We start from the raw sequence: 23521 nt of genomic DNA on the forward strand, positions 1-23521 counted from the left end.
AGCACGGGATTTGACGGAGAGTAGGATTCGACGACGGCGCGCACGGCCGGCTTGCCCGGACCGCTGCGCGCGAAGCGCGGGTCAGCTCGAGGACGCGACGGCGCTGCGCGGCCGCTCGATGCCGTAAGCCTCCATCCATCGATAGAGGGTCGCACGCGAGATGCCAAGCTCGCGCGCGGTGCCGGCAAGACGCCCGCGATTACGCAGCAACGCAAGCTCGATCACTTCGCGCTCGATCGATTTGCGAATCGCCGCGACCGACAGCGGCGCAACCTCGATGCAATGATCGAGTTCCAGATCATGAGCGGTAATGAGCCGTCCTTCCGCCATCACGAGCGCACGGCGCACGCGATTGATCAGCTCGCGCACATTGCCCGGCCAATCGTGCTTGTACAGCGCGGATACCGCGTCGGTTGAAAACCCGCGCACGCGGTGCCGGGCATCCGCGCGAAAACGCTCGAGCATGTGACGCGCGAGCAGCTCGATGTCCTTGCCCCGCGCGCGCAGCGGCGGCTGCTCGACTCGCAGCACGCACAGCCGGTGGTACAAGTCCGGCCGAAAACGGCCGTCGTTCATCGCACCTCGCAAATCGACGTGCGTTGCCGACACGATGCGCACGTCGACCGGCACCGGATCGCTGCCGCCCAGCCGATGAATCGTGCGCTCCTGCAAAAATCGCAGCAAACTCGCCTGGCTTTCGAGCGGCAGATCGCCGATTTCGTCGAGCAGCAGCGTGCCGCCGTTTGCCGCCTCGACATGACCGATCTTGCGCGTGCTCGCGCCGGTGAACGCACCGCGCTCGTAGCCGAACAATTCGGACTGCAATAGATGCGGGGGAATCGCACCACAATTGACCGCGACGAACGGTCCAGCACGACGCGCCGAATGCTGATGAATCGCGGCCGCCGTCAGTTCCTTGCCGGTGCCCGTCTCGCCCGATACCAGCACGGGCGCGTCGGTGCGCGCAATCCGGCGCACCGCATCGAACAGTTGGAGCATCGCATCGCACGTGCCGACCATGCCTTGATCGGCGGACGCGATCGGCGCCGTGCTGGGCGCGAACAGGCACTCCATCCCATACGCATGGCCGACCGCATCCGCAATACGCTGATGCGACGCCGGCAGCGTAATGTAGTCGAAGCAATAGTCCCGCAGCAGCGTGCGCACATCGGGCAACGCGGCCTGATGCGACTCCACGAGCGCCACCCATGCAACATTGCGCACCGACGAGCAAACGGCCGCGACCTCCACCATCTCGTCAATCGACACCGCGCTCAAATCGAGAATGCCGCCCGTGACTTCGCCGGCCGTCGTGCGGACTTGATTCGCGCTCGTGACCACGCTTACCTGCCAGTCACGGCGCGAGAGTTCCTTGCGCAGCAGCGTCGAAGGCTGATGCGTCCAGTAAATCAGCGGACGTTGTCGGAGAGATCTCGTGGAGAGACCCCCGATGATCGCGCTAGCCGTCATTGGTGCCTCCGATTAATGAGCAATCTTATGGTCCCATAAACCCGATCATTGGCGCTATCTGCCGGCAAACCTGCGCGGACGATGCCGTGCGCGTGCGGCCAGCACCGCGCGTCGCATCTGCCTGCATGCGCCCGTTCGGGTCATACGGGAGCGTACCTCGGGTGTCTCGGTGATCTCTGTATGAAGATGCGATTTAGCAAAGGAAGCCGCGACGGAGCATACCGGCCGCGCTTTTCGCGTGCACCCCGCCGGGCAAGCGGCGGCGGCATCGAGCTTGTCAATCGGTAGCCGCGAAACGCGTTGGATAGCCCCGTCACCGGGCCCGCTAAACTCGTTCGGGCAGCTTGCGCGCCACACCGCTGCGCAAGCTTCGGCACCTCGCTTTCAAAGTAACTTTAAAGCGTCATACTGATAAAACCGAATGTCGAAGTTACTCTACCATTCACGCCCATTTGCGTTTGAATTCAAACGTTAATTTGACCATCGTTGACCATTGAACAGGCGGTTGCACAAGCCAAGGTTAGGCATTTTCCGAGTTACTCGGACATTGGTGTGATGCCGAACCGTAATGTTTGTGTATGAATGAAACATGAGGATTGCGCCGGACTCGCGGCACGCGGAGTCGAGTTATCTAGACAAGATGGCTATCTCATCGGGCGGCCGTCATGCTTGCGCGTCGGCACGCGCGGCGAGCCAGCCTCGGCCCCATTGCGCAACCTTGGGCGCGGCGTGCGAAATCCAGGCACTGAACGGCGCGCTACGCCCATAGAACAACATCGCAATAATACATGCTACGACAACGAATGCAGCGGTAAAACGCGTCACGCCGACCAGTGGATTCACTCGTCCCTGGCATGCACGGGCCGGTGGGTTGCAGCGCCCCGTACCCGGCGCGAGCAGGTCTGCCGCCCATGCACTCGTCGGCACGGTACCGTGAATACGGCAGCGCATACGCCTACCCTCCATCCGGGCAAAATTTCCGACCACGAATGAAAACCGAGTACGACCCGCGACACACCGATTGAAAACGCAAATGTAAGCCCGGCTATGATCGCAAATCGCAGGTCCATTTTCCCGCGTGCGCAGACGGGCGCAACGCGTGGATAAACCGACGCGCTGAGCATCGTATCGCCGCTGATACCGACGTATCGCCATGCGGCAATGCCGATTCCCCATCCCGAATAAACAAATTTCGTCAGAGCAACCAAACCAACGCCGCCCGCAAAACTCAACGCTCAGTACAGCGGGGCGCGGCGGTATCCGGCGCCGCAAACCAGGCGAGCCCTGCCATCGCAAGCGGCCCGGTGATGAACGAATCGCCGAAAAGGGTCAGTAAAAAAACACATGCATTGCACGAAAGGCGACAAACGTGCGCGCTCAACTGCGCGCAAACGTTTCGTGCGTGGCAGCGTCGTTTTCCGGCGCAGGTGCGGCGGCGGGCTCCCCGGCTGCATCGTCCGCGTCATGTTGCGCGGCGCGCACGCCAGCTTGCTCGGCAGCGGCAGGCGCAGCACTTGCGCCCGGCGCCACCCGCAATTCCGCCTGCAACGCAGCGTAGCCTTCGAGCGCGAAACGCGAAAACGCGTCGCGAAAGTGCTGCGCACTGAAGCGCTGCGCATTCTCGCGGCAGGCGCGCGAATCGAACGTGCTGGCCGGCATTGCATCGAACCGATCGAGTGCGTCGATCAACGATTCGCACGTTTGCTCCGCATAGAACAGTCCAGTCGGCGCCGGCCCCGTCGCACGCACCGATTCGCACACGCCGCCCTTGCCGTATGCAATCACCGGCGTACCGCACGCCTGAGCCTCGACGGGCGAGATGCCGAAATCTTCTTCGGCCGCGAACACGAATGCCTTCGCGCGCTGCAAATGATCGTGCAGCACGTCGAACGGCTGATAACCGAGCAACGTGACGTTCGGGCCCGCGAGCGCGCGGATCTTGTCGGCTTCCGGTCCGTCACCGATTACGACGAGCTTTCGCGAAGGTGTGCGCGAAAACGCATCGACGATCAAATCGATGCGCTTGTATGGCACAAGACGCGATGCGGTCAGGTAGAAATCGTCCTTCTTATCGCACAGCGCGAGATGATCGACATCCACCGGCGGATAGATGACGGAGGCATCACGCCGGTAGGTTTTGCGAATGCGTCGCGCGACGAAACGCGAATTCGCGGCAATCAGATCGACACCGTTCGCGGAACGCGCATCCCAGTTGCGGATGTAATGCAGCAATACGCGCGCGAGCCCCGATTTCAAGCCGCGTGCGAGCCCCGCCTCGTTCAGATATTGATGTTGCAGATCCCATGCGTAACGCACGGGCGAATGCACATAGCTCACATGCAATTGATCCGGCCCGTTCAACACGCCCTTTGCGACCGCATACGAACTCGAGATGATCAAGTCGTAACCAGATAAATCGAATTGCTCAATGGCGAGTGGGAAAAGCGGCAAATAGTTGCGATAACGCTTGCGCGCGAAAGGCAGTTTCTGAATAAACGACGTGTGCACCGGACGCCCGCGCAAGCACGTGCGATCCTCCAAGAAATCGACGAGGCTGTAGATATCGGCTTGCGGAAAGCAGTCGATCATTTGTGCGAGCACGCGCTCCGCACCGCCATGCACCACCAGCCAGTCGTGAACGATTGCGACCTTCACGCAGGGAATCCTTTTTGATATTCGCGCGAACATGTCGGATGGAGCGGCAATTACGCCGGATTACGCGTGTCGTGCGCGAAATGACGACACGAGGCCATTCAAGATGAGCCGCATTATCGAAACACGCCCGGACACCCTCTGTACGGCATCGCACCATAACGCCGGATTTGACATGTGCTGACATCCTTTCGACAGCGCTTTTCGCTTGTCACGAGCACGGTACGCTCGCGAACAGAACAGCAAGGTGTCCGCTCGTATCGTGGCGACCATGAAACACTGCCTGATTCATCCGGCACTATCGGATTTATTCAGTTAAGTGATTAACGAAATTTAACGAAATTCTCGCGCGACGCCCGCGCCATAAAGCAACGAGGAACCTCATCATGGACTGGACATGCAGCGAATTCAGGCATCTGAATTCGAATGAGCTTTACATGATCCTGCGCGCACGCAACGCGGTCCTGGTCGTTGAAGAAGCGCACTCGCATCTCGATATAGATGGTAAGGACACCTTTGCGATCCATGTTTTCGCCATCGATAAAAATGGGGCGCAAGCATCGATTGCCGCCTATGCGCGTCTTCTGCCAGGCGATGAAATCGATCCCGAAACGACGATCGACAAGATCCTGACGAGCACCGCGCATCGCGACGACAACACCATCGACGCGCTGATCGAGCACGCGCTCGCCGCCGCGTATGCACGCTGGCCCGACGCGCCCGTGCGCGTTCAGGCACCCGTTCATCACGAGGCGTTCTATAACCGTTTCGGCTTCCGCAAGGTCGACGGTCCGTTCCTCGAGCATGGCGTGCCGTACATGGGCCTGCAGCGCGCGGCGCAACATCCGTCCAACACGACACGCAATCTGCTCAACCTCGTCGGCGCGGCGTCGTCCAATGCGTCGCATGCCGACGACGAAACCGTAACCAAAGGCGAGCGCTATGCCTTCGCCGCCCGACTTTCCGCCGATTCCGGGGCGAACCGATGACCGAACAGACCACGACTCAATCCTCCGCCGGCACGTCGCACGACACGCTGCCTCACATCCTGCCCGTCATTCTCGCCGGCGGCTCCGGCACGCGTCTCTGGCCGCTGTCACGCGAGCATCATCCGAAGCAGCTCATCGACCTGATCGCCGACGAATCGCCGCTGTCCGCGACCGCCCGCCGGTTGAGCGGCATTGCGAACGCCAAGCTCGCCGATACGCTGCTGCTCGTGTGCGGCGAACAGCATCGCTTCACGAGCGCCGCGCAAGTCCGCGCGCGCGGCTTGAAAACGCGCATCGTGCTCGAGCCGAGCGCGCGCAACACGGCGCCCGCGCTCACGCTTGCCGCGCTCGCCGCGCTCGAACATCACGGCGACCTCGTGCTGGCGGCAATGCCAGCCGATCACGCGGTCTCCGATACGCGCGCGTTCCAGGAAGCAATCGCGCAAGCCGCGCGCTACGCGCAGGACGGCGCGATCGTCACGCTCGGCGTGCTGCCGCGCCGCGCGGAAACCGGCTACGGCTACATCAAGGTCGGCGCGCCGCTCGCGGATTCGCAGGGTGTCGAAGGCGGACACGCGATCGACAGCTTTGTCGAGAAACCGCACCAGGAACTTGCGCAGCAATATCTGCAATCCGGCGACTATTGGTGGAATAGCGGCATCTTCGTCGTGCGTGCTTCGACGTGGCTCACCGCGATCCGCGCGCTGCGCCCGAAGATTTACGAAGCGTGCGAAGCCGCGTGGAAGAAAGGCGTGACGGACGGTGAGTTCGTCAAGATCGATGCGGCCGCGTTCGACGCGTGCCCGTCCGATTCAATCGACTACGCGGTGATGGAGCGGCTGTCCGGCTCGCACGAACTCGGTATTCTGGGCGTGATCGTGCCGCTGACGGCGGGCTGGTCCGACGTCGGCTCGTGGGACGCAATTTGGGAACTGATGCCCAAGGACGAGGCCGGCAACGTCGCGCGCGGCGAAGTTCTGTTCGAAGGCACCGAAGACAGCTTCGCACGCTCGGAAGGCCGCCTCGTTGCGTGCGTCGGGCTCAAGGACGTGGTGGTCGTCGAAACGCCGGATGCCGTGCTCGTCGCGAACAAACATCGCGTACAGGACGTGAAGACCGTGGTGGCGCGGCTGAAGTCCGGACAAAGCGAACAGGTGCGCGATCACCGCAAGGTGCAGCGCCCGTGGGGCTACTACGATTCGATCGACCGCGGCGAACGCTTTCAGGTCAAGCGCATCGTCGTCGATCCGGGCAAGCAATTGTCGCTGCAGATGCACTATCATCGTGCAGAGCACTGGATTGTCGTGAGCGGCACCGCGAAGGTCACGCGCGGCGAAAAAACCTTTCTGCTGAGCGAGAACGAATCGACGTATATCGAAGTCGGCGAGGTCCACCGGCTTGAAAATCCGGGCAAGGTTCCCCTCGAGATCATCGAAGTCCAGTCAGGCAATTATCTCGGCGAGGACGACATTGTCCGATTTGACGATCGCTACGGCCGCGCCGGCGCGCAACAGCCGCCCGTTCCGACCGAATCCGCCCGGCCCGCCGAATCCGCGCGCGCGCCCGATACCCAATGAATGAACGCGCGGCTCGCCGCGCCTTTCGTATGAAAGTACTCGTCATCAATGATTTCGGCCGCAAGGGCGGCGCAGAAGAAGTGTATCGGACCTCGGTCGACGTGTTGCGCGCGCAACCCGGTGTGGAGGTCGCGACCTTCGACGAACACGCTTTCGACAGCGGCTCGGGCGGTACGTCTCGCGCATGGAACGCGGCGGCCGCACGCGCGCTCGCAGCGATGATCGAGCGCGAGGCGCCGCAGCGCATCCTCGTGCACAACTATCACAACCTGCTGTCGCCCTCGATCGTGCCCGTTCTCGCGCGCTACAAGCGGCGCTCCGGTTGCCGCGTGTTTCTCACGTGCCACGATTACCACCTGGTTTTCTACAATCCGAATCTTCTGACCTATCCGGGCGGCCGCCCCACGCCGTTGCCGCTCGCCACGCTCGCGCGCGGCGCGCGGTTCTTCGAGCGTTCGAGCCCGCGCGGCGCGCTGCACGACGCAATCAAGAAGTTACACTGGCATGCGGTCGACGCGCTCGTGAATCCGGCCGACGTGTTCGACCTGCTGCTCTGCCCAAGCCCGTACATGCGCGACGCGCTCGCGCAGCGCGGCCTGACGCGCACGGCGCTGCTGCACAATCCGGTCAGCACCGCGCTGACGCCGCAAGAGCCCAAGTGCGTCGAGCGCGAGAAACTCGATCTCGCGTTCGTCGGCCGTATCGACCCTGAAAAAGGGCTCGACGAATTCCTCGCGCTCGCGCGCGACACGCATTTCGACCAGATCGCGAGCGTGACCGTCTACGGAGACGGCAGCCAACGCGCGGCGCTCGAACAAAAGTATGCAGACCTGATTGCCGCCAAGCAGCTTCGCTTCACCGGCCGGCTCGATCACGCGCAACTCTTCGTCGCCTTACGCGAACATGACGCGCTGTTGCTGCCGTCAGTCTGGGCTGAGAATGCGCCGCTCGTGATCGTCGAAGCCGCGATGATCGGGCTGCCGGTGCTCGTTCATGACGTCGGCAGCTTGTCGAGTTTCGGTAACGAAATCGGCAACAAATTCCGCTACACTGGCAACGCCGCGAGCCTCGCGGCCGCGCTCGGCGCGCTGCGCGCGCATCTGCGCGAGCCGCAGCGCCGCTACGACTGGTCGCATTACACTCGGCAGCACTACGCCGAGCGTCTCGCCGCGCTGCTGCAGCTGAGCGCCGACAAAGCACAGGAACTAGCACCGCAATGCGACTGATCGTTCCGTTTCATCCCGTCGCGCACGCTGCGTGCGTGCGCGATCCGATGTCGCCCCGGTGCGACGTGAAAGGCTAGCATGACGACCGTTCGCAAGAATTTTCTGCTGCTGATGACGCTGCAGATTTCGACCTATGTCGTGCCGCTCGTCACGCTGCCGCTGCTCACACGCGTGCTCGGGCCTGACGGATACGGGCAATTGTCGTTCGTGCTGGCCGTCATCACGTACTTCATCAACTTCACGAACTACAGCTTCGATCTGACCGCGACGCCGCGCGTCGCGCTCGCGCGCGACGACATCAAGGAGCGCTCGAAGATCTTCTGGGCGACCTTCGCCGCGCAAGCCGCGATCACCGTCGCCGGCTTTGCCATCCTGCTCGCGCTGACGTTCGTGATCGCACGTTTCGCGCTCGATCGCACACTGCTCATCATCGGCTTCGGAATGACGCTCGGTGCCGCACTCACGCCGGGCTGGTACTTCCAGGGCATTCAGAAACTGCGCATTTACAGCACGACGCTCTTCATCTGCCGCGCGCTCAGCGTGCCCGCGATGTTCCTGCTCGTGCGCTCGCCCGCCGACCTGATCGCGGCCGTCGCGGTCAACGCGGCCGTCCCGCTCATCTGCGGCGTGCTCGTGTTCGGCTATCTGATCGTCAAGCGCGAAGTGGTGCCCGCGCGCATCGGCCTGTCCGACATCGTCGCATCGCTCAAAGGCGGCTGGCAGGTGTTTCTCGCCTCGACGTCGATCGCGTTCTACGCGTCGACGAACACCGTGCTGCTCGGCTTCGTATCGGGCAACGTCGCGGCCGGTTACTTCGCCGCCGGCGACAAGCTGATCCGCTCGGCGATCAGCCTGCTGCAGCCGCTGAAGGCAGCCGCGTATCCGCACGTCAGCTACCTGATGCACCATGCGCGCGAAGATGCGATGTCGTTCCTGCGCAAGCTGCTCGTCGTGCAAGGCGCAATGGTGCTCACGATCTCGCTGTCGATCTTCGCGCTCGCGCCGCTCGCCGTGCACATCCTGTATGGCCCCACCTACGAGCCCACCATTGGCGTGCTGCGCTGCATGGCGTTCATTCCGTTCATGGCCGGCATGACCGATCTGTTCGGCGTGCAGACTATGCTGCCGCTCGGCATGAAAAGCGCATTCAGCCGCATTCTGATTTCATCCGGCATCCTGAACGTCGCGCTGCTGCCGCTGCTCGCGAAATTCTTCGCCGAGCAAGGCGCGGCCGCCGCGGTGCTGATCGCGGAAACGGCAGTCGCGGCCGCGCTCGCCTACGTGCTGTACCGGCGCCGCGTGTCGCTGTTCGCCCGCCCCGCGACGCGGCCCGCCGCCGGGCCCGCCGCTGACTGACGGCGCAGCTCAACAGCTGCGCCCGCCCTTGCCTTCTGCCGCCGCGGCGCCCTGCGTTACGGCCGCACCGACTCGCACCACGGCATCGGCCGCCCGATGTAATAGCCCTGCGCGTAATCGACGCCCAACGCGGTAAGCTTTTGCAGCGTCACCTCGCTATCCACGTATTCGGCAACCGTCTTGCAGTTCATCGCATGGCCGATATCGTTGATCGAGGCGACGATGTCCAGGCTCGCGGCATCGCTCGCGATATTGGCCACGAAGCTGCCGTCGATCTTCAGATACTCCACCGGCAATTGCTTCAAATAGCTGAGCGACGCGACGCCCGCGCCGAAATCGTCGAGTGCGAACCGGCATCCGATCGCCTTGAGTTCGTTCATGAAATGCAGCGCATCAGGCAGGTTGGCAATGGCAGCCGTCTCGGTGATTTCAAAGCAGATCAGCTCCGGTGAGACACCGGTGCGCACGAACTGCTCGCACACATAGTCTAGAAAACGCTCGTCGCCGATCGACATGCCGGACAAGTTGATTGCATATTCGGAGAAACGCCGCTGGGTCGTGCGGGCAAGCCTGTCGAGCGCGGTGCGCACAACCCAGCGGTCGATGTCCGTCACCAGCCCGTAGCGCTCCGCCGCGCGAATGAAACGGCCGGGCGACGCAACGTCGCCATGCTCGCCGAGCGAACCCATCCGCAGCAGCAGCTCCGCGCGGCTCGCGCGCTGCGGCCCGGCGTCGATATGCCCGGCCGTGTCCACAATCGGCTGCACGTACAGGCAAAAATCGTCGTATTCGAGCGCATGCCTGACCCGCGTGCACCACGACACGTCGCTCACGTGATGCGCAAGCTCGCGGTCGAGCGGATCGGCGCGTTGCACGCGGTTGCGCCCGCGCTCCTTCGCGACATCGCACGCAATACCCGCCAGGCGCACGGCTTCCTCGACGCGCCGCGCGCGCCCGGTCGCATCGATCAGCGCCACGCCAACGCTGACGGTGACCGAAAACGGCTGCCCTTCCCAGACGAAGACAAAGCCGTCGATGCTGGCGCGCAAATGCTCTGCCGCGCCGTTCGCGGCGGCTTCGTCGCGCGCGGCCAGCAGCACGCAAAACTCGTCGCCGCCAAGTCGCGCGACGATGTCGCCGGGCGCGGCTCGAGCGACGAGCCGCGCCGCGATCGTGGCCAACATCGCGTCGCCCGCCGCATAGCCGCATGTATCGTTGATGATCCGAAAACGGTCGAGATCGAGAAACAACAGGGCGATCGAGCCGCGTTGCTCGTCGGCAAGCGCGGCGTCGACATGGCGCTCGAATTCCGCGCGATTCGGCAATCCGGTGAGCGGATCATGCAATGCCTGCCAGGCAAACCGTTGCATGAATTCGTGGTCCTTCACGAAGCGCTTGAGCACCCGCACACGGCCAAACCGATTTGCGTCGTTGTGCGAACCGTCTCGTGGACCGGTTGCCACGGAGGGCATATTCGATATGTTCGGCGCCGCCGGTGCACGCACCGCCGTCGCGCCCGGCGCATCGCCGCGCCGCCGCCCGTCGCCACGGAAAGCGCGGCTCGTCCCGGCTTGCTGCGCGGCCGCGTTCTGCGCCGCCGGCCGCAGCCCTGCGACGGCCGGTTTGTTGCGATAGCTCGCCGGCACAAACACGCCGACCGGCCGTTTCATTGCCGGATTCTGCCAACGCACGCATGCGAGCCGCTCGGCAACGACCTTGGCGCCGCCGCCGCACGCACGCTCGGCTTTATCGATGAAAACCGCGAGCCGCCTGACACGCAGCGCGGATAAGCGCACCAGCGCCAACGAACCGATTGCGCCCAGCGCGAGCGCAATCAATGCCCCTTCTCGAAACGTGGAGTAAATCATGTCCCAATACGATTGCGTCGATAAAGCAGCGTCCATCCCGCCGGCCGGCTGCCCGAGTATCGAATCCACCGCCTGTACCGGCCCCGCGGCGGACGAGCCGCACGCCGCGCCGTCTACCCAGACGGCCGGCACCATGGCGACGGGGCTCGCCGAACGCGCATCGGCGTCGCCATCGGTGTCGATCGGCGCGGCCGCATGCGCGACGCACGTGGCGCCTTGCGCGCGCGGAGCATACTTGCCCGGCAGCAGCGCGGTGCCAAGCAGGACCGTCGCGGCCGCCGCCAAGACGCTCGCGCCGGCAAGGCCCGTGCGCAGCATGCTCAGACCATCGGATAATCGGCTAGGGAGGCTGGCCATCGGGATGCTCCCGAAAAAGTAAATCGCCGGGAATTCGGCAATGCATTCGATTGACCGGCAATTCGATATTCGGATATCAATTGAATATCGATTCGCACTCACTGAAGTTTATGCGATCATCCACGACAACCCGCATCGGGTATGTGTGGTGGATGACGCAATCGTTTCCTGGCAAATGCACGAATTCGGGCCGTGCCGTTCCGCAATCGGCGCGGCAGCGCTCATATCATCGGGTGCGAGCGCACTTAGGCAATCGTCAGTCCATACTGTAAATCAATAATCGATTAAAAATAAAAATCCCCCACGTCAATCATCAAATTTTATTTATTAATATCGTTAATTTCGATCGATTGACTCTCGACGCTTGTATTCTCACCCACATAATGGATATTCACGATCAAATCCGTCATATTGACGTCCGAACGGCTTCATTGCCTGCGATCACAATTGGCACAATAAATCGGCACTCACCTGCGCCGGCCGGCGTTATAGGAACAACAGCGCGCGGTTCAGCTCGGCCTCGTCACGCGCGCGCGCGCGCCAACGCGCGCGCACCGGCACCGAATACAGCCGCGCCGCGCCAAAGCGCGGCCAGAAGTGGCAAAGGCCGGGCGCGATCACCTGCACCACCGACAAGCCGATGTCGGGCCGCGTCTTGTCGACGACGAGCGTATCGATGCCCGCGGCCGACAACCGCGCGACGCACTCGTCGACACCTTGCTTCAAGTCGAAGCCCGCGCCGTGTGCCCGCGCAAACGCCGGCGCGAGCACGAGCGGCTGCGCGGAATCGGGAAACAGGAACGCGTCGGTCGCCAGCTTGTCGGCATCCCACGGCGCAGGCGCCGACGCGCCGACGTCGAGCAACTGATTCACTTCGGTCAGCGCCCGCTGCAACGCGATGCGGGCGTCGAGGTGGCAGCCGAAGCCGATCGAGAAGCGGCCCGTCGCTTCCTCGCGCGCGAGCGCCGCGAACACGGGAATGCGCAGATCGTGCGTGAGGTCCAGCGCCCATAAGCGCCAGCCAAGCGATGCATACTCGGCGACGAGCGCATCAAAATACGGATCGGCGAAACTCGCGATATCGACACCCGGCCGGCGCAGTTCGTTGTACCACCAGATCGCCACCGCATCGCGCTCGACCAATTCGAAGAGGCCTTGCAGGATCGCCTCCTCGATGCGTGCGCCAGCCGCACAGCCGTTCGGATTGTGGATGCAATACGCGGTGCCGCTCGACGCAGGCGTCTCCGCATAGCAATAGCTAAGCGGCACCAGCCGGCGCGCGCCGGTGGCAAGTGACCATGCGGGCGTCCAGTCGATCACGCTGTCCGGTGTGAAGCGTTCGGGAACCTGCTTGCGCGGATCGTCGGTGGTTCGATTTTGCTGCTCACGCTGCTCGAACTGGCGCTCGCTGAATTGCTGCAGCGCATTGACGTCTATCGGCGTACAACCTGGCGGCGCATGCGCGGCGAGTTCGGCGAGGCTGCCGCGTATCGCCGCTTCGTCCCCTTGATACACGCCGCTGAAGCGTTCGAGCGCTTCGGCCAGCGCGCTCGCGCGCGCCTGCGCATCGCTTGCGCCCTTGCCGGAGCTGAGCTTGTCGAAGCGATTCTCGCGCGGCGGCGCCTCACGCGGACAAACCAGATAGCCCGCGACATAGACGTGCCGGTTCCCGGCGTTGCGCCCCGGCATCGGATGCAGATAGACGACCGGTCCGCTGACGGGCGAAATCAGGTGCTTATAGCGCTCGAAAAACTCGGTGGCGGTCAACGTGCGATAGCCGCCTTCGCGCGGCACGGCCGTATCGACCGAGGCGAGCGCGACCGGCCGCTCGGCCTGCTCGCGCATCCACGCCGGGTTCGCGCAACGCGGACACTGCGCGCGCCTGATCACGCGATGCGCGACGCTCGCGAGCGTGTCGACGCGCAGCGATACGATCCGCGCGGCCGCCGCCCGGCGACGCTCGGCGCTCACCGCGAACTGCTCGACGGCCGACGCGACAAGCGCGGCCACGGCAGCCGCGCTCGCCCGGCTGCGCACGGGCGGCGGGCGCACGGCATCGTGGCCGTGAAGACGCGCGAGCAGCGTCTCGACCGGCCGGTTCAGCGACGTCCAGTAACGCACACATTCGATACAGGGCCGATCGTCCACGGTATCGGCCGCCGCGCCGGCCGGCGCCGACAGCGGGCCGATCAACGGCCCGAGCAGCGGTTCGACGCGATCAGGCACGACGATGAACAACGCACCGCCGCGCGCCGCCGCACGTTCGGCCGCCGCGGCAAGCTCGGGGCGGTCGTAGCCTTCGGTCAACGCGACGACGAGCGGTGCGTGCGGCGTCACCCTGATGCCAGCCGCGGCCAATGCGTCGAGTTGAGCGGCCGGGTCTACGCCGAACGCCTCGACACTTACCGCGAGCTGCGATGCGATGCCGGCCGCGGCCGCGCCGTCAACGCCCGTGCGCTCGAAGAAGCCCGCCGCGATATCGCGCTCGCCCGGCGCGTCGGCGCTCACATAACCGCGCCGTACCAGATGATCGAGCGCCGCCAGCAACTGCCAGTCTGAAAACCGCCCGGCGAGCGCCGCGAACATCTGCGCGATCGACAAGCCGTCGCGCATGCACGCGGCCAGTGCGGGAAACACGGCGCCCGGCAGCGCCGCGCGCCGGAACTCGTCGACGACGTACAGCACGTCCGGGCCGGCGTCGAGCACGAGCAAATGCGGCTTGAAGCGCAGCACGCGCGAGAAATCATCGAGCATGGTTGCTCCACAGGTAAGGCCGCCATCAAAACAAACGGCGCAGCCCGTGCTTCGGGCTGCGCCATCTCATTGCATACATCGGTCAGCAGCAGGAGAACAGATAGGCGGGGCCCGAATCGTTATACGCGGCAAGCGCGATCGCTTGCTCGGCAAGCTCGGGCCGTTTCGGCACGCCGAATGTGATCGCGTTGCGCGGCAAATTCCAGCGTTGCGCTTGCGCATCCCATCCGCATTCCGGCCCGGCCTCGGTAATCTTCAAATCGACGATCCACGGGCAGCGGTAGTTGAGATAACGCTCGATCGCGTCTTGAGGGTTCTCGAGCAACGCCGCCTTGAACACGGGGTCGCGCCACGATAGCGCGATCGCGCGAAGATAGACCTCCTGAAACTCGAGCAACGAATACTGGGTAGGAACTGCGTTGTCCAATGCCATGTTGGTTCTCCTGAATCAACGCCCGAACGGCGTGAGATTTCTGCTGTTGTATGCGGCCAGCGCGACAGCCTCCTGATCCTGCGGCGGCGCGGGCGGCAGCACGAGTTCGAGCACGTTGTTTTTGATGCATGTCCAGCCGGCTGTCGTCTCAGGCGTCCAGGTCGCGGTTTCGGCCACCGCCTTCAGATCCACCGGCAGAGGAAAGCGGTAATCGAATTTATCGTGCAACGCCTTGACCGGATCGGCCAATAGCTGGTCGAGATAATCCTTGTCGTTCCAGGCCACGGCAATCGCTCTGATCACAGCCGCACGGAACTCCAGAAATTGCTCGTAAGTGGGTAAGTTAGCGCTATGGTCCATCATATGCTCTCGAGGTTGAATAACGTTCTAGCTGGAACTCGCGCAGCTGATGCTGCGCTTTCTTCATGATCCGGTGCATGCCTTGCTGCGTTGCGATCGTCTCAACCTGGGCGCAAAGCGCATCGACGTCGTCGTCAGGGCAGCGCTCGCGAACCTCATGCAAGCAGCGCGCCTTCTTCAGCAGCAGCTCCGCTACGTAAAAGCGCTCACCCGTCACGTCGGCAAGCGCGAGGCACGCATCGAGCGTCTCGACGGCCGCGCCCCAGTTGCCGTGCGCCGCGTCGATATCGGCAATGACCGATTCGTAATAAGTCAGACCGAGCCGGCAACCCGCCGCGTACAGCGCGGCAACGTTCGCGGCAGCCGCGTCGCGATCGCCGTCGCACCATGCTTGAACGACCGCCGCATAACTTTCGACCGCGCTCATTCCATAGCGTCGCGCGAGGCTCAGCAGCACATCCAGCGTATCGCGCGCCCCGTCGCGATCACCGACGGTCTGCTGCATCCGCGACAGATACATCAGCGTCACGCCGATCGTCGGCAAATGGTCGGTGCAGGTCGCCCGCTCGACCGCCTCGCGCGCGACCGAAAGCGTGCGCTCGACATCGTCGTCGATGTCGAGCAATACGCTCGCCTGCGCCGACAACGCCCACGCCCGCGTGTCGAGCCCGAGCACGTAGCGGTGGTCGGCGTCGCGCCACGGGTCATACGCGGTGCTCGCCTTATTGAGCGCTTCGAGCGCCTGCGACGCGTAGCCGTCGATCCATAAACCGATGCCGCGCAGCGCGTCGGCGGCAACGACCAGATCCGCGCGCGCCGACAAGCGTGCCAGCTCCGACAACCGGTCGGTGGTTTCGCGCACCGCCGCGGCATCACGTGCCACATGCGAGTAAAGCGCGATGGTGCCCAACGCGCTCGCCGCGGCTTGCGGATCGGAAAGCGCGGCCACGCGCGCGAGCACGCGGTCCGTGTGCTCGCGCACGCGCGGGTCGCCCCAGCCGTCGCGCGCCATTTGCGCATGCGCGAGGATCAAGTCGGTCTCGACCGCGTCCTTGTCGAGATCCGGATAGTCGCAGTGCAGCAGCCAGCCCCGCACCGCGCCCGCATAGCGAAGCGCGTCGTCGTGAAGCGAACGCTCGAGCGAACGCCGCGCCGCGTCGATGCCGTGCGGCACGGCATCCGCATACGCATGCGCGCTCGCAGCTGGTACAAGACGTCCGCGACGCTTGCGCCTTGCATCACCGGATGCCCGGTCAGACACTCGATCACCATCAGCCCCCACGCGTAGAAATCGCTCTTCGCGGTCGGAGGCTCGCCGCGAAGCTGCTCGGGCGCGCAATATTGCGGCGAGCCGAGCACTTCGGTCGCCGCGGTCAGCGTCAGTTCGTCGGCGGCGCGCGCGTCGGGCAGCAGCGCCCCTATGCCGAAATCGAGAATTTTCGCGCACGGCTCGCCGTCGATCGTCGTCACCATCACGTTCTGCGGCTTCAAATCGCGATGCACGACGCCATTGCCGTGCGCATGCGCGAGCCCGTCCAGCACTTGCGCCATCAGCACGCCCGTCGTCTCGGCCTGCAACGCGCCGTCGGCTGACAACAACGCGCGCAGCGTGCGGCCCGCGACATGCTCGAACACCGCGAACAACCGGCCGTCGGCAGTCTCCCCGCTGTCGAGCAGCGCGACGACGTTCGGATGCGACAGCCGCGCACACAATTCGAGTTCACGAAGAAAGCGGGTGCGCTCGCGCCCGGTGCGCGGCGCGTCATCGCGCAACAGCTTGATCGCGACACGCCGCGCCGTATCGAGCCGGATCGCCTCGTAGACGCATCCCGCGCCGCCCTCGCCGAGCACCGCGCCCAAACGATAGCGATGCATGCCCTGCAGTTCCACGCCTTCGTCCGGAAACGGTCGCGGATCACGCAGGCAAATACTTTTGCGTCCAGCCAAAACCGACTTTCCCATGAAACGCCGCTCAGCTCGAAACGATGGAATAAAGGGAGGCTGGCGGGCCGTCGATGGTGGCCGGCCCGGCCGGCGCGTCGAAAGGGTCGGCCAAACAGGGCGACTGGCACTCGAGCCGGTCGCCGCGCATGACGCGAAACGCCAGCGCACCGAAGCGCACGCCGCCGCGGCGACGCTCGACGAGTTCAGGTGAGCCGGCGGACAGAAGCGGCATGAATTGCGAACGGGCGCGATAGATCTGCACATTGACGTGCGATTCGTCGAGTCCGAGCATCCGCGCGAGCGTATCAAGCTCGATCCAGCCTTGCGATGCGGTGTCGTATCCCGCCCGCGCGTCGGAGAACCGCGCCCGCGCAAGCGTCACGAGGCAGTAGTGGTGCGCACGCGCGCCCAGGTCGATCGCGCCGCCGCGCGTATGCAGCATCGCGCTCACGTGCTCCTCATCGCGGCTCACGACGAAATCGACACGTTGCGGCAACGCCACGGCCTGCGCCGCACGCGGCAGCGCGCCCGTTTCGTTCCAGTGCGCAAGCACCAGTTGCCAAGCGAAATCACCGCAAATCACGGTGTCGCCGTCGCGCAACATGCGCGGCGGTGCCGTGTCGTCGCATAGCCAGTCGCCGTGCGCGGAGCGCGACACAGTGATCTTCGTGCCCGGCAGCGCGTGCGCGTGCTCGAGCCTGATCGGCGGTGCGGGCGGATGCAGCGGCCAAAGCATGTCGACAGGCTCGCCCAGCTGGCGGATGCGCCAGCGCACCGAGCCGGCGCTGCCGAGCTGGATCAGATCGCCCTCGCGCAACACCACCCGCTCGCCCGCGCCGACGAGCGCGCCCGATACGAATGTGCCGTTGCGGCTATGGTCGTGCAGCTCCCACTGCCCCGCGGCCCAGCAGATGCTCGCATGGACGCGCGACACATAGGAATCGGTAAGCACCGTGTCGCAACGCAACGGATCGCGCCCTAACACGTGATGCGCGCGCAACAGACAAAGCTGCCCTGACAAACCATTTTCAAGCAACGCCATTTCGACGGCCCATAGAAAAAACGCACGACATTCCGCCGGCCCAGCAGAGGAAGGTCGTGCTGTTTATGTGAACGATTGACGGTCAAATGTTGAATTCTGTTAAATCATAGGCAAGTGTGAGAGGGTCGACAAGACTGTGGGCGATGCGATCGCGCTCGCCGGCCAAATCGTTCGGATTTGTTTCGTCGGCACAGCGTTGCCCCGAAATGAAGACGCGAACCGGACGAAATCATGAACAAATCACCACCCCGGCCCGCTTTTCGTCAGCAAATAGAAAGCCGGCGGCTTGCGTAATCAAATGTAATGGATTTCATCGAAGCGCCGCCGTAACGTTCGTGATGTCGGAAACGACACGGGCCGGCAACAAAGAAGTGAGTTCTTGCATGTAGACGTGCGGGAAATCGCGAGTAGAGACCAACCAACCATGAGTTCGGAAATCAGCCCGCTTCACCGGGTACTCGTACCCGTCGCGAATGCAAAGGCGATTTATGCGGCCTTGGGTTCTCGCATGCCAGGTTTTTTCCGGGTCATCGCGAAAGGGCACGCACCGCTGCATGTCGGGCATATCCGGCTTGCGCCCGAACTCCATTTCATGGACGGCGTCGTTCTCAAGGTGATGGGCATCGCCAAACGTCCATCACCGTCTGTCAGACACTATACGACGCCGGTTTATTCATTCGAGAGCCGATATCACAAGGAGATCTTCATTCGTGGCGCGAACGGCATCATTCCTGTCCCAGTCGATCTGCTCCGCGACGATACGGCGGATACCGATGTCGACGCGCTCTGCGTGGATTAGCCGATGAGCACCGTCCATCCGCTGCACTCGACCGCCACGCGGTCATCGCAAAAAATGGGCGCGAGCCCGGATCTGCTCGCGCATATCCGGACCAACCAGCTCGACAAGGATATTTTCAACGCATCCCGACACTCGGTCGCGATCGGTCCGGTGACGCTGGAATTCCGCGTGAGTGCGAATCCGGTCTCCGCAACCGTGGAGCTTTATATCGCGAATCGATTGATTGGCGGCGGTACGTTGAACCACGCGCATCCGAGCGCGAAATTCGGCGGTGCGGTAGACAAATTGAAGTCCGAAGCCGATCTCACGCTCGACATACCGGGCAAGAAGCTGGATTTCAGATTCACTGTTTGTGCGCCGGTTGTCGGCTGCACAAGCAGAAGCGGTACGCTTGGCTTATGACCCGTTTCACGAGGGCCGAAAGACTGCGCCCGGCCGCCGCCATGCTGCGGCGGCCGGAAACGCAGCACTAATGACAAACGGGCATCGGTCACGTGCCATGATCGTGCGCTGTCGATTCGAAACGGCGCCCGGGGGATAACGCTTTACCCGCCCGGAATAAGGAGAAATTCGGTAGTTACTTGCTGTCGTTGTCGTCATCGGTTAACTGCGTTTGCCCGCTCGGGCATATGCAGGCGATCGAAAGCGCGGCAAACGAGAAACCCGGGATTCGTGGGGAATCGCCGGGTTTTGTTTTTTATCGCACGCCAGACCGCAACGGGACTACACTGATGACCTGCAAAGCTGGAGCCCGCCATGATTCCTCCTGCCTCAGAAAGCACCTTCCGCGGATTGCCGCTGACGCCGGAACAGGACGCGGAAGTCAGGCATTACATCAAGATCCGGATGCAGCGCGGCCTGCCTTGGGATACGCCTGAGCTCAAAGCGATGCTGCGCGACATGATGATGCCGCCCGAGGACGACTCCGACACGTCGGAGGACGTTCTAGCCGATGAAACGAGAATGGCCGCTGAACGCGCGATGTTCTCGATCGAAGACGCGATGGACCCGATCGAGGCAAGCGAGGAATGGCGCGCGGCGATGGAAGCCGAAAATATGAAGGGACTGGGGCTGCGCGGATAATTCAATTCGGCGTGCCAAAGCCATACAGGCGCCCATGGCGCATGGTTGCTGCCGGCGAGCGAAGGTCCGCCATCTCGCAGCGAGGCTTTCCGAGAGGCTTGCAATAGAGTGGCGCCCCTTCTTCCGCCGGCCGGTGGCGACGTTCGTGCGCGTCGAATTCTTCGCGTTCGCAATACCGCGAACCGAGCGGCATCACATCGAAAGCAGCCTGCACACGTTGAACGGATCGCGCACTCGCAGCCGCCGGAAATCCGCGCCAAGGTCGCCACGTTGGCTCGGTCGGCCTCATCGTCGTTTCAAAGAAGCACGCCGCTTGAAGCTCGGCTGCCGCCCGCACGTTTCCGAGCCGTGCGCAACCGATCTCGATCAGCGGTCCTATTTGATTTGAAGTCAAATATCTTTGTCTTGCAGCGGCATTTATTTCATCGCCCCCCACCGCCAGAATGGCCGACAGCTCGATCCCTCCCAGGAATGAACAATGAACAAAATGCCCGCATTCGGCCTCGGCACATTCCGCCTGCAAGGGCAAGTTGTCATCGATTCGGTCAGCACCGGCCTCGAACTCGGCTATCGCGCGATCGATACCGCGCAGATCTACGGTAACGAAGCCGAAGTAGGCAGTGCGATCGCCACCTCCGGCGTGCGCCGCGACGAACTGTTCGTGACCACGAAAATTTGGGTAGACCACTATGCGAAAGACAAGCTCGTGCCGAGCCTCGAGCAGAGCCTCGCGAAACTGCGCACCGACTACGTCGATCTGACGCTGATCCACTGGCCCGCGCCCGGCAACGGCGTGGCGCTCGGGGAATTCATGACCGCGCTCGCCGACGCAAAAGCAAAGGGCCTGACGCGGCAAATCGGCATCTCGAACTTCAACATCGAACTGACGCGGCAGGCGATCGCCGTGGTCGGCAGGGATGCGATCGCAACCAACCAGATCGAACTGAGCCCGTATCTGCAGAACCGCACGCTCGTCGAGTTCCTGCGGCGTGAAGGTATCCATGTCACGTCGTATATGACGCTCGCGTATGGAAAGGTGCTCAGCGATCCCACTATCGGCGCGATCGCGCGGCGGCACCACGCCACGCCGGCCCAGGTCGCGCTCGCGTGGGCACTGCAACTCGGCTACTCGGTCATTCCGTCGTCCACGAAGCGCGAGAATCTCGCCAGCAATCTGCTCGCCCAGACGCTGCGCCTGAGCGACGATGATATCGCCCAGATCGCCGCGCTCGAACGCAACGGCCGCGAAGTCAACCCGGCCGGCCTCGCGCCTCAATGGGACTGAGCGCGCCGGCATTTTTGCCGCCCTGCCCGCCGTTCGAACCACCGCGTCGATAGGCCGCTCGCGGTGACCTCGGTGTTTCCGTTTCGGCCGTGTCGACCCGGCGCGTTGACGCCAACGCAAATCAATCGTGAAGCGCGTACTTGAGCGAGCGCTACGGCAAACGCGACGGAGGTGTCGACGCACGTGAATCGGGCAGGCATTTGAAGCACCGATGGATGGAACTGGGCTTCGCCGGACTTGACGGCCGGGACGGCCATATACGTTTCGAAGAAAACATCCGGTTCCATCGGCAAGGCGCTGCGGTTCGCGAAAGTTGCCGCGAATCGCTGATCGCAAAGAAAACCCCGCTCAAAGGCGGGGTTTTCTTTGCAGTTCTTGCTTACGGGAAGTCAGAACGGAATATCGTCGTCCATCTCGTCGAACCCGCCGCCGGCCGGCGCGCTCGGCCGGCTGGCACTGCCGCCGCCGCGCGCGGCCGAGCCGCCGCCCGCAGGGCGAGCGCCACCACGTTCAGCATCGCGGCCGCCGCCGTAGCCGCCGTCATCGCTGCCGCCACCGCCGCCCGAGCCGCCACGGCCGCCAAGCATTTGCATCTGGTCGGCAACGATTTCGGTCGAGTAGCGGTCCTGCCCATCCTGCCCCTGCCACTTGCGCGTGCGAATCCGTCCCTCGATATAAACCGACGAGCCCTTCTTCAGATATTCGCTGACGATCTCGGCAAGCCGTCCGAAGAACGCGACGCGGTGCCATTCGGTCATTTCCTTGAATTCGCCGGACGCCTTGTCCTTATAGCGATCGGTCGTCGCAAGGCGGATATTCGCGACCGCATCACCGCTCGGCAGGTAACGCACTTCGGGATCGGCGCCGAGATTGCCGACGAGAATGACCTTGTTGACGGATGCCATGTGTTTCTCCAGTTGATTCGATGCCAAACAGCGCGGCAAAACCGTTTGCGGCAGCGGCGTGGGCCGCATGCCCGGCTCCGGCCTCACGCCGCCGTGCCGGCTTCACCCGGCGCTCGCGTGTCAGGCCTTGCGCGGCGGCTGTTTCATGCGGGCCGCGATTATAAGCCACACCGCCACGAGGGCCGAGCACGCGAAGAAAACGGTGTTCGCCCCCCCGCTCTTCAGCAAGAAGCCGCCCACCCCCCCGCCGAGCGCGAGCCCGATCGATTGCGTCGTGTTGTACACGCCCGTGGCCGCACCCTTGCGCGAGCCCGGCGCCAACTTCGACACGAGCGACGGCTGCGATGCCTCGAGGATATTGAAACCGACGAAATAAACCAACAGAATCGCCGCGACAATCAGAATCGTATGCGCGGCGAAGCCCAGCAACAATTGGCCGATCAGGATAGCCGCAATTGCGCCGATCAGCACGGGTTTCATCTTGCCCCGTTTCTCGGCGACGATGATCGCGGGCACCATCATCACGAACGCAAGCCCCATCACCGGCAAATAGACCTTCCAGTGCGACGCGACAGGCAGCCCGCCATCGACGAGCAGCCGCGGTACGACGAGGAACAGCGCGGTCTGCGTCGCATGCAGCACGAGCACGCCGAAATTCAGGCGCAGCAGTTCCACGTTGTGCAGCACCTCGGCGAACGGCGCGGGTACGTGAACGGGCCGCGGCGCATCGGGCACGATCCACAGCACGACGCCGATCGCGACGATCGACAACGCACCGACGATCGCGAACAGGCCGCTCATCCCGACCCACTGAAACAGGATCGGCGCGCCGACGATCGCGACCGCGAACGACACGCCGATCGAGCCGCCGACCATCGCCATCGCCTTCGTCCGGTTACGCTCCGACGTCAGATCGGCGATGAACGCCAGCACCGCCGACGACACCGCGCCCATTCCCTGCACGACCCGGCCGACGATGATCCACGTGATGTCGTGAGCGAACGCCGCGATGAAGCTGCCGAGCGCGAACACGAGCAGGCCGGCGGCGATCACCGGCTTGCGCCCGAACTTGTCCGACGCCCAGCCGTAGAAGATGTACAGAAGCGATTGGGTGACGCCATACGCGCCGAGCGCGATGCCCACGAGCAGCACGTTGTCGCCGCCCGGGATCGTCTTCGCGTAGACGGAGAACACCGGCATGATCATGAAAAGCCCAAGCATGCGCAGCGCGAAGATGGCCGCGAGCGATGTGGTCGCGCGCAATTCGGGCGCGCTCATGCGGGTGGATGCGACGGAATGATTGGACATCGGGCTTGAATTCGAATGCTCGGCGCAGCGTGGCGGCGCGAGCGCTCCCTGCTGACGGCTCTTGCAATGCTTCGGAGCCTGAAACGACGGTCCCGAAAAGTCGTTATAGTAGC

Annotated in this window: 20 protein-coding genes; 8 read left to right on the plus strand and 12 right to left on the minus strand. The window is 63.5% G+C overall.

The annotated features are described in order from the left end of the window. Positions 1 to 81 precede the first annotated feature (81 nt). From BSIN_RS18100 to BSIN_RS18110, 3 genes are all read right to left on the minus strand, one after another. Entirely contained in the window at positions 82 to 1470 is a 1389-nt protein-coding gene (locus tag BSIN_RS18100) for a sigma-54 dependent transcriptional regulator (RefSeq protein WP_059517842.1), read from the minus strand. Positions 1471 to 2309: 839 nt separating this feature from the next. Next, on the minus strand, positions 2310 to 2594 hold the full coding sequence (locus BSIN_RS26825) for a phosphatase PAP2 family protein (RefSeq protein ID WP_369828203.1): 285 nt from the start codon (positions 2592 to 2594) through the stop codon (positions 2310 to 2312). Positions 2595 to 2847: 253 nt separating this feature from the next. Next, a complete protein-coding gene (locus tag BSIN_RS18110) occupies positions 2848 to 4125 on the minus strand; it encodes a glycosyltransferase family 4 protein (protein ID WP_089341502.1) in 1278 nt (425 codons plus the stop codon). Between the two features lie 383 nt (positions 4126 to 4508). Between BSIN_RS18110 and BSIN_RS18115 the strand changes: the two genes are divergently transcribed. The 4 genes from BSIN_RS18115 (at position 4509) to BSIN_RS18130 (ending at position 9270) form a co-directional block, all read left to right on the plus strand. Further along, positions 4509 to 5111, plus strand: coding sequence for a GNAT family N-acetyltransferase (locus BSIN_RS18115; RefSeq protein WP_089341503.1), 603 nt, complete (start codon positions 4509 to 4511; stop codon positions 5109 to 5111). Further along, a complete protein-coding gene (locus BSIN_RS18120; protein ID WP_069234995.1) occupies positions 5108 to 6688 on the plus strand; it encodes a mannose-1-phosphate guanylyltransferase/mannose-6-phosphate isomerase in 1581 nt (526 codons plus the stop codon). Before BSIN_RS18115 ends, BSIN_RS18120 begins: the two co-directional genes overlap by 4 nt. A 29-nt stretch (positions 6689 to 6717) precedes the next feature. Further along, complete coding sequence (locus BSIN_RS18125) at positions 6718 to 7914, plus strand: glycosyltransferase family 4 protein (protein ID WP_089341556.1); 1197 nt, start codon at positions 6718 to 6720, stop codon at positions 7912 to 7914. Positions 7915 to 7992: 78 nt separating this feature from the next. Beyond that, positions 7993 to 9270 carry a flippase gene (locus tag BSIN_RS18130; RefSeq protein WP_069234997.1) on the plus strand — a complete coding sequence of 426 codons (1278 nt, stop codon included), beginning with the start codon at positions 7993 to 7995 and terminating at the stop codon, positions 9268 to 9270. Between the two features lie 56 nt (positions 9271 to 9326). On the opposite strand, the gene BSIN_RS18135 is transcribed toward BSIN_RS18130, so the two are convergent. The 7 genes from BSIN_RS18135 to BSIN_RS18160 form a co-directional block, all read right to left on the minus strand. Next, complete coding sequence (locus BSIN_RS18135; protein ID WP_089341504.1) at positions 9327 to 11495, minus strand: putative bifunctional diguanylate cyclase/phosphodiesterase; 2169 nt, start codon at positions 11493 to 11495, stop codon at positions 9327 to 9329. 486 nt (positions 11496 to 11981) lie between these two features. After that, positions 11982 to 14249: a TOMM precursor leader peptide-binding protein gene (locus BSIN_RS18140; protein ID WP_089341505.1), complete on the minus strand. Its 2268-nt coding sequence runs from the start codon at positions 14247 to 14249 to the stop codon at positions 11982 to 11984. Positions 14250 to 14331: 82 nt separating this feature from the next. Further along, on the minus strand, positions 14332 to 14682 hold the full coding sequence (locus BSIN_RS18145; RefSeq protein WP_059517826.1) for a BMA_0021/BMA_0022 family TOMM bacteriocin: 351 nt from the start codon (positions 14680 to 14682) through the stop codon (positions 14332 to 14334). A 15-nt stretch (positions 14683 to 14697) separates the two neighbouring features. Beyond that, a complete protein-coding gene (locus tag BSIN_RS18150) occupies positions 14698 to 15045 on the minus strand; it encodes a BMA_0021/BMA_0022 family TOMM bacteriocin (RefSeq protein WP_059517824.1) in 348 nt (115 codons plus the stop codon). Continuing rightward, positions 15032 to 16138, minus strand: a complete 1107-nt coding sequence (locus BSIN_RS26560) for a hypothetical protein (protein ID WP_256583855.1) — start codon at positions 16136 to 16138, stop codon at positions 15032 to 15034. Before BSIN_RS26560 ends, BSIN_RS18150 begins: the two co-directional genes overlap by 14 nt. After that, positions 16072 to 16917: a protein kinase domain-containing protein gene (locus tag BSIN_RS26565; RefSeq protein ID WP_256583856.1), complete on the minus strand. Its 846-nt coding sequence runs from the start codon at positions 16915 to 16917 to the stop codon at positions 16072 to 16074. The genes BSIN_RS26560 and BSIN_RS26565 overlap by 67 nt, the downstream gene beginning before the upstream one ends. A gap of 97 nt (positions 16918 to 17014) precedes the next feature. Beyond that, positions 17015 to 18028, minus strand: coding sequence for an FHA domain-containing protein (locus tag BSIN_RS18160; protein WP_089341506.1), 1014 nt, complete (start codon positions 18026 to 18028; stop codon positions 17015 to 17017). Between the two features lie 424 nt (positions 18029 to 18452). Between BSIN_RS18160 and BSIN_RS18165 the strand changes: the two genes are divergently transcribed. The 4 genes from BSIN_RS18165 to dkgB all read left to right on the plus strand — a co-directional run bounded on the left by BSIN_RS18165 (position 18453) and on the right by dkgB (position 21195). Beyond that, a complete protein-coding gene (locus BSIN_RS18165) occupies positions 18453 to 18827 on the plus strand; it encodes a hypothetical protein (protein WP_059517814.1) in 375 nt (124 codons plus the stop codon). Positions 18828 to 18881: 54 nt separating this feature from the next. Further along, positions 18882 to 19229, plus strand: coding sequence for a hypothetical protein (locus BSIN_RS18170; RefSeq protein WP_089341557.1), 348 nt, complete (start codon positions 18882 to 18884; stop codon positions 19227 to 19229). 354 nt (positions 19230 to 19583) lie between these two features. Continuing rightward, on the plus strand, positions 19584 to 19910 hold the full coding sequence (locus BSIN_RS18175; RefSeq protein WP_059517811.1) for a hypothetical protein: 327 nt from the start codon (positions 19584 to 19586) through the stop codon (positions 19908 to 19910). A 478-nt stretch (positions 19911 to 20388) separates the two neighbouring features. Continuing rightward, positions 20389 to 21195, plus strand: coding sequence for a 2,5-didehydrogluconate reductase DkgB (gene dkgB / locus BSIN_RS18185; protein ID WP_089341508.1), 807 nt, complete (start codon positions 20389 to 20391; stop codon positions 21193 to 21195). Between the two features lie 389 nt (positions 21196 to 21584). Here the strand turns inward: dkgB and BSIN_RS18190 are convergent, their stop codons facing one another. Together BSIN_RS18190 and BSIN_RS18195 are read right to left on the minus strand one after the other, a co-directional pair. Then, complete coding sequence (locus tag BSIN_RS18190) at positions 21585 to 22100, minus strand: single-stranded DNA-binding protein (RefSeq protein WP_059518043.1); 516 nt, start codon at positions 22098 to 22100, stop codon at positions 21585 to 21587. Positions 22101 to 22220: 120 nt separating this feature from the next. Next, positions 22221 to 23408: an MFS transporter gene (locus BSIN_RS18195; protein WP_089341509.1), complete on the minus strand. Its 1188-nt coding sequence runs from the start codon at positions 23406 to 23408 to the stop codon at positions 22221 to 22223. Between the last annotated feature and the right edge of the window lie 113 nt (positions 23409 to 23521).

The organism is Burkholderia singularis (assembly GCF_900176645.1).
Taxonomy (GTDB): Bacteria; Pseudomonadota; Gammaproteobacteria; order Burkholderiales; family Burkholderiaceae; genus Burkholderia; species Burkholderia singularis.